The organism is Pseudomonas sp. PDM05, assembly GCF_014851685.1.
Classification (GTDB): domain Bacteria; phylum Pseudomonadota; class Gammaproteobacteria; order Pseudomonadales; family Pseudomonadaceae; genus Aquipseudomonas.
On the sequence record NZ_JACVAC010000017.1, the window covers coordinates 52,024 to 69,506 of the forward strand.

Here is a 17,483-nt window from a genome sequence, read left to right on the forward strand (position 1 = left end):
ATGGTGCGCCTGCGCGCGCGTCTTGCCCTTGTCGCAGATCAAGCTGTGCCAAGGGTAGTCGGATTAACCTTGAGCCCCCCTTCCCCCTTTGTGTCCCGAGGTATTGATGGTGCTCCATCGTGTCCATCACCAGATCCTGCGCAGTCACCACCTGTTCGAGCCCATGGACGAGGCCCAACTGACTGAGTTGATGAGCAACAGCCAACTGCTCAATGTCGACAAGGGCGAGCCGCTGTTCCGCCAGGGCGAACCGGCCGATGCGTTTTACTTTGTGATTGCCGGCGCGGTGAAAATCTACCGCCTGACCCCGGACGGCCAGGAGAAGGTGTTCGAGGTGATCGGCGAACGCCAGACGTTCGCCGAAGCGATGATGCTGATGGACACGCCCAACTATGTGGCGTGCGCCGAAGCGGTGTGCCCGAGCCAGGTGTATCGGCTGTCCAACGCCACCTACATGCGCCTGTTGCACAGCAACAGCCGCCTGACCTTCGCCCTGCTCGGCACGTTGTGCGTGCGCCTGCACCAGCGGGTCAACGAGATCGAGACACTGTCGCTGAAGAACGCCACCCACCGCGTGGTGCGCTACCTGCTCACACAACTGGTGCGCCAGCAGAACACCGAAACACGCTTCGAACTGCCCATGGCCAAGCAGTTGATTGCCGGGCACCTGTCGATTCAGCCGGAGACGTTCTCGCGGATTATCCGGCGCTTGATCGACGAAAAGATCATCACCCAGGACGGTCGTCATATCGCCATTCTCGACCGCCCGCGCCTGGAGCAATTCGAGTGAAGACCTGCCTGTACTGCCAGCGGCGCAACCCCGAAGCACGCGTCACCTGCGCACACTGCGCCATGCCGCTGCCGGCGTCAGAGGCCAGCAAACAGGCCCTGCGGCTGAGCCGCTTTCAGTGGTTCTGCGTGGGCCTGGCGCTGTTTTGCATCGCAATGTTCTTCTGGCTCCCCCGGGATATTTACTGACCCTCGGTCAACTGCCGGTACAGCTGCGGTAGCCGCTGCGGCAACTGCTGTGGCTGGCGGATCAGGGTGAAGCCGTTCGCGCCGAACATGTACGGCAGGTAGTCACCGGCCTGCTTGTCGATGGTGATGCAGAACGGGATCAAGCCCTGGCGCCGCGCTTCGAGCACCGCCTGGCGGGTGTCTTCCACGCCATAGCGGCCCTCGTACAGATCCAGGTCGTTGGGCTTGCCATCGGTGAGCAGCAACAACAGTTTGCGCCGCTGTGGGCAGCCCCCCAGCAGCCGGGTGGCCTGGCGGATCGCGGCGCCCATGCGCGTGTAGTAACCCGGCTTGAGCGCCTGGATCGCGCCGCGGATGTGGTCGTCATAGGGTTGCTGGAAGGACTTGAGCACCTGCATGCGCACCTGCTGACGACGCAGGGACGAAAACCCGTACAGCGCAAAGCGGTCCCCCGCGCCGGCCAGGCTTTCGCCGAACAGCAGCAGGCTGTCGCGGATCACGTCGATGACCTTTTGGCTATCGTTCAGGTGCGCATCGGTGGACATCGACAGGTCGGCCAGCAGCAGGCAGGCGAGGTCACGGTGGCTGTGACGTTGCTCCATGAACAAGCCGCGCTCGGCGCAGGCGCCGTGCTGGCGTTGCACATGAAAATCCAGCCAGGCGTGCAGGTCGAGTTCGCTGCCCTGGGGTTGCTGGCGCTGCCATTGGCGGTCGGTGCGCAGGTGCTGGAACTGGCGGCGCAAGCGCCGGGCCTCGGCATGCAGGCGCACGGGCAAGGGTTGCGGTGGCGCGTCGCGTAGCTGCATCAGTTGCAGGTTGACGAAGGCGTCTTGCAGGCGCTGCTGGCGGTAGTCCCACTCCGGCAGCTTGATCCCTGCGCCGAGGGGGATGTCATCGACGTCGGCGGGCGGCAGGTCGAGGTGCAGTTTCAGCCCGCCACTTTTGCGCACACGCTGGCGTGACAGGCTCAGTTGGTCGAGGTCTTCGGCCACGCGGGCGGCGTCGGGGTCGTCGCTGTCGTCGCTCCAGCGGTCGAGGTCGACGTGTTCGGTCCAACTGAACAGGTTTTCCAGGCGTACCACCAGCAGGCCGCCGTCGCGGCTCTGATCATCCAGACGCGTGGCGCGCTTGGGCGCGCCGTGTTGTTCACTGGGCGCTGCTGACAGATCGTCGCCGGTGTCGTCGAGGTCGGCGCTTTGCGGCGTGTCGAGGTGCAGCGGCGGGTACAACCACAACGGCAACGGCCACGGCGCGCGCTCGCTGCGTGGCAGATGGCGCACACTGCCGGGCTCGCGCAGGGCCTTGCGCAGGGCTTTTTCCAGCGCCGCTTCGTCGGGGCGCAGGCTGGCGGGGTCGGGGCGCAGGGCGATGTGTGCATCCACCAGGCGCCGGTAGCTGGGGCCCATGGCGGGATAGCGTTGCAGCAGCAGCCAGGTCCAGCGCTGGTTGTCCCGCGCCCAGTGGGTCATCGGGCCGGACTGTGCGGCAAGCAGGGCCAACCAGCGGTAAAGCTCCAGGTTGAGGCTGGCGTGGGGGAACACCGCCAGGCGGGACGGCAGGCGCAAACGGTTGCCGTCGCAGGACGCCAGCGGTGCCTGTTTGCAAGTGCCGGCAATACGCATCAACAGGTTACGGCGCAGCAGCAGGTCGCGGTCGCCGGCGGCTTCCAGGGCGATGCCACCGGCGCCGCCGAGGGCGCGAAACAGCAGCGCCAGGCTGCGTTGGCGGTCGCTCAAGTGGACCTGCGCCGCGGGGAAATCCACGCTGGCGCGACGGGTGATAAAGCGGTGCCAGGCGCTGCCGACCCACTCTTCCAGTTCCAGGGTAAAAGCCATGGGCATTGCTCCAAACGTAAAACGGCCCGCTGAATCAGCCGGGCCGCCCTCTTGGGGATTAACGATCAATGCACAATCGGCACCGGTTCACCGGCCACCGCGCGGCGTTGCCGGAAGCTGTACAGGTAGCAGAGCAGTCCGAGCAGGAACACCACGCCGCTGGCCAACCGCGCCCAAAACAACCCGTGCAGATGTTCGGTGGTGGCCATGAACGGCAGCGCCACACCGTCCACCGGCCAGCGTTGCAGCCACACCTGTACGGCGCCGGCGGCGGTGAGGAACAGGGTGATCATCACCATCGACAGCACCATCAGCCAGAAGCCCCAGACCTCGATGGTCTGCGAGCGGGCATCCGGCGCTTCGCCGAGGCCACGCAGGCGCGGCATGGCGTAGCTGATCAGGGTCATCACGATCATGGCGTAGGCGCCGAAGAACGCCAGGTGACCGTGGGCCGCGGTGAGTTGGGTGCCGTGGGTGTAGAAGTTGACCGGGGCCAAGGTGTGCAGGAACCCCCAGACCCCGGCGCCGAAGAACGCTGTCACCGTGGTGCCCTTGGCCCACAACGTTGCGGCACGGTTGGGGTGCTGGCGCCGGCGGCGTTTGACCATGGTGAAGGCGAACATCACCATCGCCAGGAACGGCAGCGGTTCCAGTGCCGAGAAGATCGAACCGACCCACAGCCACACCTGCGGCGCGCCGATCCAGAAGAAGTGGTGCCCGGTGCCGATGATCCCGGTGATCAAGGCCATGGCGATGATCACGTACAGCCATTTTTCCACCACCTCACGGTCGACGCCGGTGACCTTGATCAGCACGAACGCGAGCATCGAGCCCATGATCAATTCCCACACACCTTCGACCCACAGGTGCACCACCCACCACCAGTAGAACTTGTCCCGCGCCAGGTTGCCGGGGTTGTAGAAGGAGAAGAGGAAGAACACCGCCAGGCCGATCAGCCCGGTCATCATCACCATACTGACCGTGGTCTTGCGGCCCTTGAGCAGGGTCATGCCGATGTTGTAGAGAAAGCCCAGGCATACCACGACGATGCCCATCTTGGTGATGGTCGGTTGCTCCAGGAACTCACGGCCCATGGTTGGCAGCAGTTCGTTGTGGGTCAGCTTGGCCAGCGCCGCGTAGGGCACCAACAGGTAGCCAAGGATGGTCAACACCCCGGCCACGGCAAACACCCAGAACAACAGGATCGCCAGTTTCGGACTGTGCAGCTCGCGGTCCGCTTCCTCGGGCACCAGGTAATACGCGGCGCCCATGAAGCCGAACAGCAGCCATACGATCAACAGGTTGGTGTGGACCATCCGTGCCACGTTGAACGGGATCAGCGGGAACAGGAAGTCGCCCACCACGTATTGCAGGCCCATGATCAGACCGAACAGCACCTGGCCGACAAACAGTATCAGGGCAAACACAAAGTAGGGTTTGGCCACGGCCTGGGATTGGAATTTCAGATAGGGATTGACGCTGCGCATGGCTCAGCCCTCCTTGTTCGGTGGCCAGTTATTGGTGTCGATCTTCGAGCTCCATTTGAGGAACTCGGCCAGATCACCCACCTCCTGGTCACTGAGATTGAATTGCGGCATGGCCCGGCGCCCGGGCACACCCAGGGGTTGCATCTTCATCCAGGCGTGCAGGAACGGCTTGAACCCTTCTTCACCGCCCCGGCGCTGGAACACATTGCCCAACTCCGGCGCGAAGTACGCGCCCTCGCCCAACAGGGTGTGGCAGCCGACGCAGTTGTTGCGCTCCCACACACCCTTGCCGCGCACCACCGCTTCGGTGAGCTGGTCGACGTTGCTGCGAGTGGGAAAGGTCTGTTCGGTGTGGTAGGTCAGGGCCAGGAAAATCAGGAAGAAGAACACGCTTCCTCCGAAGTAGATATTCCTGGCCATGCCCTTGGTGAAGGTCTCTGACATGGTCGTCTTCCTCATGGCTTGGCGGGGGCCATGATAGGAAGGCGGGGTGTGAAAAGTGATTGATGGCGATCAAGAAGTGCGGATTGTGGAGGGGCCTGGCCCTCCCACATTTAAGTCAACATCAATCCTGCTGCTGTCATGGTCAGCGCAGCGAGGTGAGTGATGGCACACGGGATGATGATCCAGCGTTTTAATTGCCCCGGCACACTTGCAACTTCATCAAGATCCACGAGCCTTCGCCAGTAGAACACTTTAGGCATCACCAACACATACGCCATCAGATTCAACCGCAAAGGCTTCCCATCGAGAGGCAAGCTGCGAAACAAGTGCTTGCAGGAAACTATGAATACGCTGTGAGGCAAGTAACCTTCTGCTGCTTCAAGCTTGGTGAACATACTGTAATAGAGCAGAGGAAGGCTAAGTATCATGACCACTCCTGCGCCCATGCCTATGAACTCAAGATTCATCGTTCACTCCGGGAGCTTTCATAGAGATAAGTGCCCACGTGCTCTCCAAGCTTATTGCCCTGCGTACCTCCTAATAGCCCACCGGCCGTACCTCCGACAATTGCACAAGCCAGAGCTCCAGTACCCGCTGTAGGTATACCGAACACCGCAGCACAAGCGATCACCGCTGTCGATGCGCCCAGGTAGCCCATACGAGCCGCCCCAGCCACCCCAAACACCAGCTTTCCACCCTCGACATAAGCTTGGCTGCTTCAGTGGTGCACGACGCCGTGCGACTATCGCCGATGATCACCCGTTGCCCAGGCAGCACCACGGTATTGCGCAGACGTTGGTTGAGAGTCTCGAATTTTGCCTGGCTATGCGGATCAAGCGCCAAACTGAGTTTGAGCAATGGGTAGGGTTGCGGTCGTTCATTGATAAATGCGTAGGGTCCTTGCATCGCATGCACCTCCAAGACTGTGGCGCACGACTATAGGAAAGCACCGCAGAAGGAGTAAGGCAGCGTCCGGGGCGTAACTCATGTTTCGGAAATGAACTACAAATGACCAGGCAATTACCTACCAAAACCTGCCACTGGTCACTGTAGTGAGCGGGCTTGCCCCGCGCCGGGTGGCGAAGCCGCCCCAAACGGTCCGCGGTGGTGTTTCAGGAGGACCGAGGTGCCTGGATCTGGGGCGGCTGCGCCACCCAGCGCGGGGCAAGCCCGCTCACTACAGTGGCCTGTTTGTCAGAGCGTTTTGTGCTGACCCCATCCTACATTTTGATTGCTATACACCCGCCGGCATCAGGTATTTATGAGTGTTGTGCCTTATAAATAAAGAGCTAACCCAGTGGCGGTCATGACCGCTCCAGAAAGGTTGAGCACCAGGCAGGGCGCGATGATCCAGATTTTTAATCTGCGTGGGATTCTTGCCACCTCATCAAGATCCACAAGCCTTCGCCAGTAAAAGACTTTCGGCACGATCAACACATAGGCCAGCAGCATTAATCGCATGGCCTTCCCCTCAAAAGGTTGAGCGCGAAATAGATACTTGTTTGAGACGATGAAAACGCTATGGGGCAAATAGTTTTCCGCTGTTTCCAGCTTGGTAAGCATGCTGTAAGCGATCCCTGGAAAACTAAGTATCATGATCAGCGCAGCAACTATGCCGACTAGTTCCCAGTCCATTTAATTCCCCGCGCTTTCGTAAAGGCAAACACCCACATTTTCCCCAAAGCGGTTTCCGTACCCACTCTGTGGCGCACGACTATAGGAAGGCACCGCAGAAGGAGTAAGGCAGCGTCCGGGGCGTAACTCGTGTTTCGGAAATGAACTACAAATGACCAGGCAATTGCCTACCAAAACCTGCCACTGGTCACTGTAGTGAGCGGGCTTGCCCCGCGCTGGGTGGCGAAGCCGCCCCAAATCCCGGCGCCTCGGTATTCCTGAAACACCGCGGCGGACTGTTTGGGGCGGCTTCGCCACCCAGCGCGGGGCAAAAAGGCGCGGTCAGAAGATTGCGCCGACAAGCAGCGCCAGCACCACGGTCCATCCCAACAGCATCAGCCGCCACCCCCAGGGTGCATGCCGCAATTCCATGAACCCGTCCGCAATCAGCCACGCCTTCGAGACCGCCAACAGCAGCACCGCCCACCACACGCCTGCAGCGCCCGCCAGCACCGTCCCGGCACTCAGCGACACCAACACCGCCCAACACACCAGCAACCCCTGCGACGTGCTCATCGATCCTTCATCCCATCACATACACCACCGGAAACAACACCACCCACACCAGGTCGACCATGTGCCAATACAACACGCCCGACTCCACCCCGCTTATCGCCACCCTTCCCCGCCAGCATCCCACCGCCAGCCACCCGAGGATTACCATGCCCAGCAGCACATGCAGGAAATGAAACCCCGTCAATACCCAGTACAAAGTGAAGAACCGGCTGTATTCCAAGCCCAGCCCAACCCCCGCCAGGTGGGCGTATTCCTCCAGCTTGATGCCCACGTAAATCAACGCTGCCAACAACGCCGCGCAAAACCACCCGGCACCGCGCCGCGATGGCTGCCCACGCACTTGTTGCAACCCCAGCGCGGCGCACAATCCAGCGGTCAGCAGGCTCACGGTCATCGCCAGCCCGGTGGAGCTGTCCAGCTGGCTGCGGCCCAGGGCAAACACTTCGGGTTCAAGGCGCTGCGTCACGGCAAACGTCAGGATCAAAATCGCAAACACCGTCAACTCGGCGAGGATGAAAAACCACATCGCCAAGTCGCCCGGCAGGCGCCGTGATTCAAGCAAAGTGCACGTCCACCACGTCCATCAGCGCCGCGACGGTATGCGGGTCGTCGCTCAAGGCCTGGGCCAGGCAGGCCAGGCAGGCTTCACGCGGTGGCATGCCGGCGGCGATCAGGCGGGCGGTGAAGATCAGCAGGCGCGTGGAGGCGACTTCCTCCAGGTCGTGTTGATCGAGACGCCGCAACGCCTGGCCCAGGCGCACCACTTCGGCGGCCAGCGCACTGTCCACCTGGGCCTCCTGGGCGACGATACGCGCTTCATCGGCTGGCGCCGGATAGTCGAAGCGCATCGCCACGAAACGCTGGCGGGTGCTGGGTTTCATACCCTTGAGCAGGTTCTGGTAGCCGGGGTTGTACGACACCACCAGCATGAACGACGGCGGCGCCTTGACCACTTCGCCGGTGCGTTCCAGATACAGCTCGCGGCGGTCGTCGGCCACCGGGTGCAGAACCACAGTGGTGTCCTGGCGCGCCTCGACCACTTCATCGAGGTAGCAGATGCCACCTTCGCGCACCGCACGGGTCAGCGGGCCGTCCTGCCACCAGGTGCCTTGGGCGCCGATCAGGTGGCGGCCGACCAGGTCGGCGGCGCTTAGATCGTCGTGGCAGGCCACGGTGTACAGCGGCAACTGCAAGCGGTGCGCCATGTGCTGCACAAAGCGGGTTTTGCCGCAGCCGGTCGGGCCTTTGATCAGCACCGGCATGCGGTGGCGCCAGGCATGCTCGAACAGCAGGCATTCATTGTCGACGGGTTGGTAGAAAGGTTCGCTCATGACACAGGTCCACAGCTGATTTGCGGCCACGCTAAGGGCGCCTGCGACAACCTGGCAAGCGCTACCCAAAGCAAACTTGATCGCCGTCAAGCGAGCATTCCAACACCTCGCCATAGTCTGGCCAGGCACTAAGAACCTGCGCCCGCACCCCGTTGCGCGGCACCGCAAAGGTCTCGCCTGAGGAGTAAATGGAATGCTGACTCGCAACAGAACCACCTTCACCTTGAGCCTCGCCAGCCTGAGCTGCGCACTGGCCCTCGCCCTGCCCTTGAACGCCCATGGCGCGGTCACGCCTGCCGTGGTGAAAACCGCCGGCGCGCCGGACATGAGCCAGGCCGACTTCGACACCTCCAAGCAGATTTACTTCGAACGCTGCGCCGGTTGCCACGGTGTGCTGCGCAAGGGCGCCACCGGCAAACCGCTGACCCCGGACATCACCCAGTCCCGTGGCCAGGCCTACCTCGAAGCGTTGATCACCTACGGCTCCCCCGCCGGCATGCCGAACTGGGGCACCTCCAATGCGCTGACCAAGGCGCAGATCAGCAGCATGGCCAGCTTTATCCAGCACACCGCGCCCACCCCGCCGGAATGGGGCATGGCCGAGACGCTCAAGACCTGGAAAGTCCTGGTCAAACCTGAAGACCGGCCCAAGCACCAGCTGAATAAACTCAACCTGGAAAACCTGTTCTCCGTAACCCTGCGCGACGACGGCAAGATCGCCCTGATCGACGGCGACACCAAGCAGATCGTCAAGCTGATCGACACCGGCTATGCCGTGCACATCTCGCGCATCTCCGCCTCGGGCCGCTACCTGCTGGTGATCGGCCGCGACGCCAAGATCGACATGATCGACCTGTGGCCCGCCGAGCCGACCAAGGTCGCCGAGATCAAAGTGGGCATCGAAGCGCGTTCGGTGGAGACCTCCAAGTTCAAGGGCTTCGAGGACAAGTACACCATCGCCGGTTCCTACTGGCCGCCGCAGTTCACCATCATGGACGGCGAAACCCTGGAGCCCAAGCAGATCGTCTCGACCCGTGGCATGACCGTCGACAAGCAGGAGTACCACCCCGAACCGCGGGTGGCGGCAATCATTGCGTCCCACGAATGGCCGGAGTTCATCGTCAACGTCAAGGAAACCGGCAAGGTCATGCTGGTCAATTACCAGGACATCAAGAACCTCACCATCACCACCATCGACGCCGCGCCGTTCCTGCATGACGGCGGTTGGGACAGTACCCACCGCTACTTCCTCACGGCAGCCAACAACTCGAACAAGGTCGCGGTGATCGACTCCAAGCAGCGCACCCTCACCGCTCTGGTCGACGTCGGCAAGACCCCACACCCCGGGCGTGGCGCCAACTTCGTGCACCCGCAATACGGCCCGGTGTGGGCCACCAGTCACTTGGGCGATGGCGGGATTTCGGTGATCGGCACCGACCCGGTCAAGCACGCGCAATACGCCTGGAAACAAGTGGCATCGCTCAGCGGCCAGGGTGGTGGTTCGCTGTTTATCAAGACCCACCCCAACTCCCACCACCTGTATGTCGACACCACCCTCAACCCCGACGCCAAGCTGAGCCAGTCGGTCGCCGTGTTCGACATCAACAACCTCGACAAAGGCTACAGCGTGCTGCCGATTGCCGAGTACTCGGGGATCAAGCAAGGCGCGTTGCGCGTGGTGCAACCGGAATACAACAAGGCCGGTGACGAGGTGTGGTTCTCGGTGTGGAACGGCCAGACCGAGGAATCGGCGCTGGTGGTGATCGACGACAAGACCTTGAAGCTCAAACACGTGATCAAGGACAAGCGCCTGATCACACCCACCGGCAAGTTCAACGTGTTCAACACCCAACACGACATTTATTGAGCCTGATCAACAAGGGAATCTGCCATGAAAAATATGCTCCTCGCACTGCTCGCCAGCACCGCGTTTATCGGCCTGCAACCGGCCCTCGCCCAGGACGGCCCGGCGCTGTTCAAGAGCAAACCGTGCGCGGCGTGCCACAGCATCGACAGCAAAGTCGTCGGGCCGGCGCTCAAGGATGTGGCCGCCAAGAACGCGGCGGTAAAAGACGCGGCCACCACCCTTGCCAGCCACATCAAGAACGGCACCCAGGGCAACTGGGGACCGATCCCGATGCCGCCGAACCAGGTGACGGATGACGAAGCGAAGACGTTGGCCACCTGGATCCTGACCTTGAAATAACCCGAGGAGCGCGCCATGCAAGTTTCGATGATCGGTGCGGCCATGGCGCTGCTGCTACTCATTCCCCTGCCCGTCGGCGCTGCCGTGGATGCACGCCGCCTGGAACACCTGCTGACCCAGGACTGCGGCGCGTGCCACGGCCTGTACCTCACTGGCGGCCTCGGCCCGCCGCTGACGCCCCAGGCCTTGGCCGGTAAAAGCCGCGACAGCCTGATCGCCACCGTGGCCTACGGCCGCCCTACCCGCGCCATGCCCGGTTGGGCGCCGCTGCTCAACGCCAGTGAAATCGCCTGGCTGGTCGACCGTCTCTTGAGAGGAAGCCTCGCGCCATGATCCGTCCGTTGAGCTTGTCCCTGTGCCTGTTGCTTGGCGCCTGCACCCAGCCCGCCGTGCGCGGCAGCGGCGACCTGGGCCTGGTGATCGAACGCGCCAGCGCCAGTGTGCAAATCATTGAAACCAGCGGCATCACCGCCCTGGCGCGCATCGACGGCCTGGGCGACCTGTCCCACGCCTCGGTGGTGTTCTCCCGCGACCAGCGCTATGCCTACATCTTTGGCCGCGACGGCGGGCTGACCAAGGTTGACCTGCTGGGCCAGCGCATCGACAAACGCATCCTCCAGGGCGGCAACAGCATCGGCGGTGCGATCAGCCAGGATGGGCGCCTGATTGCCGTGTCCAACTACCAACCCGGCGGGGTCAAGGTGTTCGACGCCGCGACCCTGGCCCTGGTCGCCGACATCCCCGCCACCCCGTTGCCCGACGGCAAGCGCTCACGGGTCGTGGGCCTGGTGGATGCGCCCGGCCAGCGCTTCGTGTTCAGCCTGTTCGACACGGGCGAGATCTGGAGCGCGGATTTCAGCCACGGCACCGCGCCCACCATCCGCCGCTTCAAAGACATCGGTGAGCAACCCTACGACGCGCTGATCACCGCCGACGGCCGCTACTACATGGCCGGGCTGTTCGGCGAGGACGGCATGGCCCAACTCGACCTGTGGCACCCGGAACAAGGCGTCAAGCGCGTGCTCGCCGACTACGGCCGTGGCCAGGCCAAATTGCCGGTGTACAAGATGCCCCACCTCGAAGGCTGGGCCGTGGCCGACAACCAGGCCTTCGTGCCTGCCGTGGGTCGCCACCAGGTGCTGGTGATGGACGCACGCAACTGGCAGCAGACCGCCGCCATCGCCGTGGCCGGCCAGCCGATCTTCGTGACGGCGCGGCCGGACGGGCGCCAGCTGTGGGTCAACTTCGCCTACCCGGACAACGACCGCGTGCAGGTACTCGACAGCCAAACCCACCAGATCGTTGCCGACCTGCGCCCCGGTCCCGGTGTGCTGCACATGGAGTTCACCGGGCGTGGCGAGCAACTGTGGTTGTCGGTGCGTGACGGTGAGCAGGTGCAGGTCTGGGACCCATATCGCCTGACCTTGCTCAAGACCTTGCCGGCCTTGAGCCCCAGCGGAATTTTCTTCAGCAGCCGTGCGCAAAAAATGGGGTATTGAGATGGACCTTGACCTGCTCAGCCAGCAATTGATCGAACGCTACCAGCACGGCATGCCGCTGTGCGCCGAACCCTACCGGGAAATGGCCCAGGTGCTGGGCTGTCGCGAAGCCGAGGTGATGGCCTGCCTGCAACGCCTGGAACTGGCCGGCGCGCTGTCGCGCATCGGCCCGGTGTTCGAACACACCCGCGCCGGCGCCAGCACGCTGGCCGCCCTGGCGGTGCCGCTTGAGCGGCTGGAACAGGTGGCCCATCGGGTCAGCCAGTACCCGGAGGTCAATCACAACTACGCACGCGAGCACCATTACAACCTGTGGTTCGTGCTCACCGGGCCGCACCGCCAGCACTTGGAACAGATCCTCGACGAGCTGGAGAAAGACACCGGCCTGCGCCCCCTGGATTTGCCGATGCTCACGGCCTACCGCATCGACCTCGGGTTCTCCCTGGGAGCGCACCCGTGATCACGCCCCTGAACCACGAACAAATGCTCGACCTGCGCCAATGCCTGGAACGGGGTTTGCCAGTGGTGCCACGGCCCTACGATGCCCTCGCCGAACGCATCGGCGCCCATCACGATCAGGTGCTGCAACAGATGCAGCAATGGCAGGAGCAAGGCCTGTTCCGCCGTGTTGGCCTGGTGCTCAACCACCGTGCCCTGGGCTTTGTCGCCAATGCCATGCTGGTACTCGATGTCCCGGACGCGCTGGTGGATGAAATCGGTGCCCGCCTGGGCCGCGCACCGCGTATCAACCTGTGCTACCAACGCCCGCGCCGCCTGCCGCTGTGGCGCTACAACCTGTTCTGCATGGTGCACGGCCGCGAGCGCGAAGAGGTCGCGGCGCATATCCAGGCGGTGCTGGAGCAGCAACAACTGAGTGACCTGCCCCACCACCTGCTGTTCAGCACCCGCGCCTACAAACAATGCGGCGGGCGTTTTGCGCCGCCACCGTCGCAGGTGTGGGCCCATGGATGACTTCGACCGCCGCCTGATCAACCGCCTGCAACGGGGCCTGCCGCTGGTGCGCCAGCCATGGCAACACGTCGCCGAGGAGCTGCAGAGCCGGCCCTGCGAGGTGCTCGACCGCCTGCATGATCTGCTCGAGGATGGCGTGCTCACGCGCTTCGGCCCGATGTTCGACATCGAGCAGTTCGGCGGCGCCTTCACCCTCGCCGCCCTGGCGGTACCCGAGGCGCGCTTCGAGACGGTGGCCGCGCAACTCAACGCGCTGGTGCAAGTGGCCCACAACTACCGCCGCGAACACCACTGGAACATGTGGTTCGTGTTGGCCTGCGCCAGCGCGACGGAGCTGGCCGCGACCCTGTCCCGCATCGAAGCCCTGACGGGGCTGACGGTGCTCAACCTGCCGAAGGAGCACACCTACCATGTCGGTCTGTATTTCCCGGTCTGACAACGCCCTGGCCCTGCGCCTGGTCACTCTGACCCAAAGCGGCCTGCCGCTGGTGGAAGACCCCTGGGCATGGCTCGCCGAGCAATTGGGCATCGGCGTCGAATCGACCCTGGATCTGCTCAAGCGCCTGCAAGCCGAAGGCGCGATCCGCCGCATCGCCGCCGTGCCCAACCATTACCGCCTCGGCTATCGGCACAACGGCATGACCGTGTGGGACGTCGTCGACACGCAGATGCCACGCCTGGGCGAACTGCTCGGCGCGCAACCCTTCGTCAGCCATTGCTACCGTCGCCCGCGCCGCCCGGATTGGCCGTACAACCTGTTCGCCATGGTGCATGGGCGCAGCCGCGAAGAAATCGACAGCTACCGCGATCACCTGCGCTACCTGCTGGGCGATGCCTGCCGTGCCGACGAGATGCTGGTAAGCAGCCGCATCCTGAAAAAAACCGGCCTGCGCCTGAGCCCCTCGCACTGACAAGGAATGCCCCATGCTGCGAATCAGTCAGTACCTGCGCACCTTGGCCGGCCAATGCCCGCCGCCCCGCGCTTCTACCCCAGGCAGCGACCGCCCGCCGGTGGTGATCTGGAACCTGTTGCGGCGCTGCAACCTCACCTGCAAACACTGCTACGCCACCAGCGCCGACAGCGTATTTCGCGATGAGCTGGACACTGCCACTGCACTGCGGGTGATCGACGACCTGCACGCCGCGGGGGTGCGCGTGTTGATCCTGTCCGGCGGCGAGCCCCTGCTGCGCGAGGATCTGTTCCAGCTCAGCGCCTATGCGCGGGACAAAGGTTTTTTCGTTGCACTGTCCACCAACGGCACGCTGATCGACGAGCAGAACATCCAGCAGATCGCCGATGCCCGCTACGACTATGTGGGCATCAGCATCGACGGCCTCGAAGCGACCCACGACGCATTCCGCCAGCTGCAAGGCAGTTTCCAGCGTTCGCTGCACGCCATTCGCCTGTGCCGCGAGGCCGGGATTCGCGTGGGCCTGCGCACCACGCTGACCCAGGCCAACCACGCGCAACTCCCGCAGTTGCTGGAGCTGATGCGTGAATACGATGTGCAGAAATTCTATCTGTCGCACCTCAACTACAGCGGGCGCGGCAAGCGCAGCCGCCAGCTGGACGCACACCGCCAGATGAGCCGCGACGCCATGACGCTGATTTTCCAGCAGGCCTGGCACGACATCGAACACGGCGTGGCCAGCGACTTTGTCAGCGGCAACAACGACGCCGACGCCATCCTGTTGCTGCAATGGGTGCACCGCCACCTGCCCGAGCATTACCCGCAACTGGAACACCTGTTGCACAGCTGGGGCGGCAATGCGTCGGGCAGCGGCATCGCGAATATCGACAACACCGGCGAAGTGCACCCGGACACCTACTGGTGGCAGCACTCGGTGGGCAATGTGCGCAACCGCACCTTTCGCCACCTCTGGCTGGAGCAGCCCGACCCGTTGCTGTTGCGCCTGCGCGAGCACCCGCGCCAGATCGGCGGGCGCTGCACCGACTGCCGCTGGCTGCCAATCTGCAACGGCAATACGCGCACCCGCGCCTGGGCCGATGGCGACCTGTGGGGCCCGGACCCCGGGTGCTATCTCAGCGATGCCGAGATCGCCCGGCAGTCACCCAGCCTGATCCCGTGCGCCACCCGGTGACACAACCGGGGGCGCCTGCCTGATGATGAACAGAGGACGTCCCATGCACCTTCCGACTGCCATACCCGCGAGCCTGCACAGCCCCTTCCACCCCGGCGAAGTCGCGCTGGTGGGCGCCGGCCCCGGCGACCCGCGCCTGTTGACCCTGCGCGCCTGGAGCCTGTTGATGCAGGCCGACGCAGTGGTGTTCGACCGCCTGATCAGCGCCGAGCTGCTGAGCCTGATCCCCCTGACTTGCGCCCGCCATTACGTGGGCAAGGCCAGCGGTTACCACAGCCTGCCCCAGGATCAACTCAACGCCCTGCTCGCCGAGTTGGCCGAACAGGGTCAGCGCGTGGTCCGCCTCAAGGGCGGCGACCCGTTTATCTTCGGGCGCGGCGCCGAGGAGCTGGAATACCTGCTCGCGCGCGACATCCCGTGCCAGGTGGTGCCAGGCATCACCGCCGCGTCCGGGTGCAGCGCCTACGCGGGCATCCCATTGACCCACCGCGACCTGGTCAACTCCTGCCGCTTCGTCACCGGGCACTTGCAGCGCGACGGCGCCTTGAAACTGCCGTGGGCCAGCCTGGCCGAGCCGAGCCAGACCCTGGTGTTCTACATGGGCCTGTCGAACCTGGCGCTGATCGCCGAACACCTGGTGGCCGCCGGTCTACCGGGCGATACCCCGGCCGCGTTGATCAGCAACGGCGCGCGGGCCGACCAGCACGTGGCCCGTGGCACCTTGCGCCAGTTGCCGACCCTGGCCGCCGACTGCGAACCCGGCGTGCCGACCCTGACGGTGATCGGTGCGGTGGTGAACCTGTTTGCCGACGCCGCCCTGCACTACCCCGCGAGCCTGTCGGCGCCCCGCGTCCCGGTGGCGTCGTGAAGCGCCTGTGGTTGCTGCCATTGCTATGGGCCGGCGGCGCCCACGGTACGCCAGCCGAGGACTACCACCAGTATTGCGAGAGCTGCCATGGCCTCAATCGCATTGGCGCCAGCGGCCCGGCGTTACTCCCCGAAAGCCTCGGGCGGATCAAGCCGGACGAGGTGCGCAAGGTCATCACGCAAGGCCGCCCCGCCAGCCAGATGGCCGCCTTCGGGGCCCAATTGAGCGCAGCGCAGATCGACGGGCTGGCGGACTTCCTGCAACAACCACCCGCCACACCGGCAACCTGGAGCGTGCAAGACATCCGCGACAGCCACCGCCTGCTGGCCGACCTGACGCAGTTGCCAACCACCCCACAACACCACGCCGACCCGCTCAACCTGTTTGTGGTGGTGGAGTCCGGCGACCATCACATCGACATCCTCGACGGCGATCGCTTCACTGTGCTGGACCGTTTTGCCAGCCACTTTGCCGTGCACGGCGGGCCCAAGTTCTCGCCGGACGGACGCTTCGTGTACTTCGCCTCGCGGGACGGCTGGATCAGCCTATATGACCTGCACAACCTCAAGCTGATCGCCGAGATCCGCGCCGGACTCAACACGCGCAACCTGGCAGTGAGCAAGGACGGGCGCTGGGTGCTGGTGGGCAACTACCTGCCGGGCAACCTGGTGGTGCTCGATGCGCGTGACCTGTCGCTGGTCAAGCTGCTGCCGACCGGGTCGCGGGTCAGCGCCGTGTACACCGCGCCGCCGCGTGACAGTTTTGTGGTGGCGCTCAAGGATGTGAACGAGGTTTGGGAGCTGTCCTATGCCGCCCCACAACCCAGCTTCGAACCCCGGCGCATCGCGGCCCGCGACGTACTGGATGACTTCACGTTCACCCCCGATTACCGTCAGTTGCTCGCCACGTCACGCAAGGCCGGTGGCGGCCAGGTGATCGACCTGGATTCGGGAGACGTGGTCACCGATATTCCACTGGCCGGCATGCCTCACCTGGGCTCGGGCACCTATTGGCGGCGCAATGGCCAGTGGGTGTTCGCCACACCGAATATCAGCCAGGGACAAATCAGCGTGCTCGACCCCGCCACCTGGAAGCCGATCAAGCAGATCCCCACCCTCGGCCCGGGCTTCTTCATGCGCAGCCATGTCAACTCGCGCTATGTATGGAGCGATGTGTTTTTCGGGCCGGACAACGATGCCATCCACTTGATCGACAAACAGACCCTGGAGATCGCCCATACCCTGCGCCCGGTGCCGGGCAAGACCGCCGCCCATGTGGAATTCACCCGCGACGGGCGTTACGTGCTGCTGAGCATCTGGGCCACCGACGGCGCGCTGATCGTGTACGACAGCCAGACGCTTGAGGAGATCAAGCGCCTGCCGATGAACAAGCCGTCGGGCAAGTACAACGTGGGTAACAAGATCGAGTTTGCCGAAGGCACGTCGCACTAAAGCACCGAATTACCCTGTAGTGAGCGGGCTTGCCCCGCGCTGGGGGGCGAAGCCGCCCCAAATCCCGGCGCCTCGGTATTCCTGAAACACCGCGGCGGACTGTTTGGGGCGGCTTCGCC

Annotated in this window: 21 protein-coding genes; 13 read left to right on the top strand and 8 right to left on the bottom strand. The window is 63.8% G+C overall.

The genetic code is table 11. The features are described 5' to 3' along the window. Window positions 1-106 precede the first annotated feature (106 nt). Both IB241_RS24490 and IB241_RS24495 read left to right on the top strand, forming a co-directional pair. A complete protein-coding gene (locus tag IB241_RS24490) occupies window positions 107-790 on the top strand; it encodes a Crp/Fnr family transcriptional regulator (RefSeq protein ID WP_192300753.1) in 684 nt (227 codons plus the stop codon). After that, the gene (locus tag IB241_RS24495) at window positions 787-978 is read left to right on the top strand and encodes a protein DnrP (RefSeq protein WP_192300754.1); all 192 of its coding nucleotides are present in this window, start codon (window positions 787-789) and stop codon (window positions 976-978) included. Before IB241_RS24490 ends, IB241_RS24495 begins: the two co-directional genes overlap by 4 nt. Here IB241_RS24495 and IB241_RS24500 read toward each other — a convergent pair. The 8 genes from IB241_RS24500 to IB241_RS24535 form a co-directional block, all read right to left on the bottom strand. After that, window positions 972-2,813 carry a nitric oxide reductase activation protein NorD gene (locus tag IB241_RS24500; RefSeq protein ID WP_192300755.1) on the bottom strand — a complete coding sequence of 614 codons (1,842 nt, stop codon included), beginning with the start codon at window positions 2,811-2,813 and terminating at the stop codon, window positions 972-974. The two genes, IB241_RS24495 and IB241_RS24500, sit on opposite strands and share 7 nt — an antisense overlap. 65 nt (window positions 2,814-2,878) lie before the next feature. Then, on the bottom strand, window positions 2,879-4,300 hold the full coding sequence (locus IB241_RS24505; RefSeq protein WP_192300756.1) for a cbb3-type cytochrome c oxidase subunit I: 1,422 nt from the start codon (window positions 4,298-4,300) through the stop codon (window positions 2,879-2,881). Between the two features lie 3 nt (window positions 4,301-4,303). Next, a complete protein-coding gene (locus IB241_RS24510) occupies window positions 4,304-4,744 on the bottom strand; it encodes a c-type cytochrome (protein ID WP_192300757.1) in 441 nt (146 codons plus the stop codon). 110 nt (window positions 4,745-4,854) lie between these two features. Next, window positions 4,855-5,211, bottom strand: a complete 357-nt coding sequence (locus IB241_RS24515; RefSeq protein WP_192300758.1) for a hypothetical protein — start codon at window positions 5,209-5,211, stop codon at window positions 4,855-4,857. Window positions 5,212-6,019: 808 nt separating this feature from the next. Further along, window positions 6,020-6,379: a hypothetical protein gene (locus tag IB241_RS24520; RefSeq protein ID WP_192300759.1), complete on the bottom strand. Its 360-nt coding sequence runs from the start codon at window positions 6,377-6,379 to the stop codon at window positions 6,020-6,022. Between the two features lie 321 nt (window positions 6,380-6,700). Beyond that, window positions 6,701-6,934 (bottom strand): cytochrome C oxidase subunit IV family protein, encoded by a 234-nt coding sequence (locus IB241_RS24525; RefSeq protein ID WP_192300760.1) that lies wholly within the window; start codon window positions 6,932-6,934, stop codon window positions 6,701-6,703. A 7-nt stretch (window positions 6,935-6,941) separates the two neighbouring features. Further along, on the bottom strand, window positions 6,942-7,460 hold the full coding sequence (locus IB241_RS24530; protein ID WP_192300804.1) for a cytochrome c oxidase subunit 3: 519 nt from the start codon (window positions 7,458-7,460) through the stop codon (window positions 6,942-6,944). Window positions 7,461-7,488: 28 nt separating this feature from the next. After that, window positions 7,489-8,265, bottom strand: a complete 777-nt coding sequence (locus IB241_RS24535) for a CbbQ/NirQ/NorQ/GpvN family protein (RefSeq protein ID WP_192300761.1) — start codon at window positions 8,263-8,265, stop codon at window positions 7,489-7,491. A 325-nt stretch (window positions 8,266-8,590) separates the two neighbouring features. Between IB241_RS24535 and nirS the strand changes: the two genes are divergently transcribed. The 11 genes from nirS to IB241_RS24590 are packed head-to-tail and all read left to right on the top strand — an operon-like array spanning window position 8,591 to window position 17,364. Beyond that, entirely contained in the window at window positions 8,591-10,132 is a 1,542-nt protein-coding gene (gene nirS, locus IB241_RS24540; protein WP_225595709.1) for a nitrite reductase, read from the top strand. Window positions 10,133-10,156: 24 nt separating this feature from the next. Then, window positions 10,157-10,471, top strand: coding sequence for a c-type cytochrome (locus tag IB241_RS24545; protein WP_192300763.1), 315 nt, complete (start codon window positions 10,157-10,159; stop codon window positions 10,469-10,471). Window positions 10,472-10,486: 15 nt separating this feature from the next. Further along, window positions 10,487-10,804, top strand: a complete 318-nt coding sequence (locus IB241_RS24550; RefSeq protein ID WP_192300764.1) for a c-type cytochrome — start codon at window positions 10,487-10,489, stop codon at window positions 10,802-10,804. Beyond that, a complete protein-coding gene (locus IB241_RS24555; RefSeq protein ID WP_192300765.1) occupies window positions 10,801-11,970 on the top strand; it encodes a cytochrome D1 domain-containing protein in 1,170 nt (389 codons plus the stop codon). Before IB241_RS24550 ends, IB241_RS24555 begins: the two co-directional genes overlap by 4 nt. 1 nt (window position 11,971) lies before the next feature. Continuing rightward, the gene (locus IB241_RS24560) at window positions 11,972-12,430 is read left to right on the top strand and encodes an Lrp/AsnC family transcriptional regulator (protein WP_192300766.1); all 459 of its coding nucleotides are present in this window, start codon (window positions 11,972-11,974) and stop codon (window positions 12,428-12,430) included. Between the two features lie 23 nt (window positions 12,431-12,453). Then, complete coding sequence (locus IB241_RS24565; RefSeq protein WP_225595712.1) at window positions 12,454-12,942, top strand: AsnC family protein; 489 nt, start codon at window positions 12,454-12,456, stop codon at window positions 12,940-12,942. Beyond that, complete coding sequence (locus IB241_RS24570) at window positions 12,935-13,378, top strand: Lrp/AsnC family transcriptional regulator (protein ID WP_192300768.1); 444 nt, start codon at window positions 12,935-12,937, stop codon at window positions 13,376-13,378. The genes IB241_RS24565 and IB241_RS24570 overlap by 8 nt, the downstream gene beginning before the upstream one ends. Continuing rightward, window positions 13,353-13,853 (top strand): nitrite reductase, encoded by a 501-nt coding sequence (locus IB241_RS24575; RefSeq protein WP_192300769.1) that lies wholly within the window; start codon window positions 13,353-13,355, stop codon window positions 13,851-13,853. Before IB241_RS24570 ends, IB241_RS24575 begins: the two co-directional genes overlap by 26 nt. 13 nt (window positions 13,854-13,866) lie before the next feature. After that, window positions 13,867-15,045, top strand: coding sequence for a heme d1 biosynthesis radical SAM protein NirJ (gene nirJ, locus IB241_RS24580; protein ID WP_192300770.1), 1,179 nt, complete (start codon window positions 13,867-13,869; stop codon window positions 15,043-15,045). 43 nt (window positions 15,046-15,088) lie between these two features. Continuing rightward, window positions 15,089-15,913, top strand: coding sequence for a uroporphyrinogen-III C-methyltransferase (gene cobA, locus IB241_RS24585; protein ID WP_192300771.1), 825 nt, complete (start codon window positions 15,089-15,091; stop codon window positions 15,911-15,913). Continuing rightward, the gene (locus tag IB241_RS24590; RefSeq protein WP_192300772.1) at window positions 15,910-17,364 is read left to right on the top strand and encodes a cytochrome D1 domain-containing protein; all 1,455 of its coding nucleotides are present in this window, start codon (window positions 15,910-15,912) and stop codon (window positions 17,362-17,364) included. Before cobA ends, IB241_RS24590 begins: the two co-directional genes overlap by 4 nt. Window positions 17,365-17,483: the final 119 nt, after the last annotated feature.

Coding starts and splice junctions, on each gene's coding strand:
- IB241_RS24510 (WP_192300757.1), bottom strand. CDS start 4,744: ATGTCAGAGACCTTCACCAAGGGCATGGCCAGGAATATCTACTTCGGA.
- IB241_RS24505 (WP_192300756.1), bottom strand. CDS start 4,300: ATGCGCAGCGTCAATCCCTATCTGAAATTCCAATCCCAGGCCGTGGCC.
- IB241_RS24555 (WP_192300765.1), top strand. CDS start 10,801: ATGATCCGTCCGTTGAGCTTGTCCCTGTGCCTGTTGCTTGGCGCCTGC.
- IB241_RS24550 (WP_192300764.1), top strand. CDS start 10,487: ATGCAAGTTTCGATGATCGGTGCGGCCATGGCGCTGCTGCTACTCATT.
- cobA (WP_192300771.1), top strand. CDS start 15,089: ATGCACCTTCCGACTGCCATACCCGCGAGCCTGCACAGCCCCTTCCAC.
- IB241_RS24535 (WP_192300761.1), bottom strand. CDS start 8,265: ATGAGCGAACCTTTCTACCAACCCGTCGACAATGAATGCCTGCTGTTC.
- IB241_RS24560 (WP_192300766.1), top strand. CDS start 11,972: ATGGACCTTGACCTGCTCAGCCAGCAATTGATCGAACGCTACCAGCAC.
- IB241_RS24545 (WP_192300763.1), top strand. CDS start 10,157: ATGAAAAATATGCTCCTCGCACTGCTCGCCAGCACCGCGTTTATCGGC.
- IB241_RS24530 (WP_192300804.1), bottom strand. CDS start 7,460: ATGTGGTTTTTCATCCTCGCCGAGTTGACGGTGTTTGCGATTTTGATC.
- IB241_RS24490 (WP_192300753.1), top strand. CDS start 107: ATGGTGCTCCATCGTGTCCATCACCAGATCCTGCGCAGTCACCACCTG.
- IB241_RS24570 (WP_192300768.1), top strand. CDS start 12,935: ATGGATGACTTCGACCGCCGCCTGATCAACCGCCTGCAACGGGGCCTG.
- IB241_RS24500 (WP_192300755.1), bottom strand. CDS start 2,813: ATGGCTTTTACCCTGGAACTGGAAGAGTGGGTCGGCAGCGCCTGGCAC.
- IB241_RS24520 (WP_192300759.1), bottom strand. CDS start 6,379: ATGGACTGGGAACTAGTCGGCATAGTTGCTGCGCTGATCATGATACTT.
- nirJ (WP_192300770.1), top strand. CDS start 13,867: ATGCTGCGAATCAGTCAGTACCTGCGCACCTTGGCCGGCCAATGCCCG.
- IB241_RS24515 (WP_192300758.1), bottom strand. CDS start 5,211: ATGAATCTTGAGTTCATAGGCATGGGCGCAGGAGTGGTCATGATACTT.
- IB241_RS24575 (WP_192300769.1), top strand. CDS start 13,353: ATGTCGGTCTGTATTTCCCGGTCTGACAACGCCCTGGCCCTGCGCCTG.
- IB241_RS24525 (WP_192300760.1), bottom strand. CDS start 6,934: ATGAGCACGTCGCAGGGGTTGCTGGTGTGTTGGGCGGTGTTGGTGTCG.
- nirS (WP_225595709.1), top strand. CDS start 8,591: ATGAGCCAGGCCGACTTCGACACCTCCAAGCAGATTTACTTCGAACGC.
- IB241_RS24565 (WP_225595712.1), top strand. CDS start 12,454: ATGCTCGACCTGCGCCAATGCCTGGAACGGGGTTTGCCAGTGGTGCCA.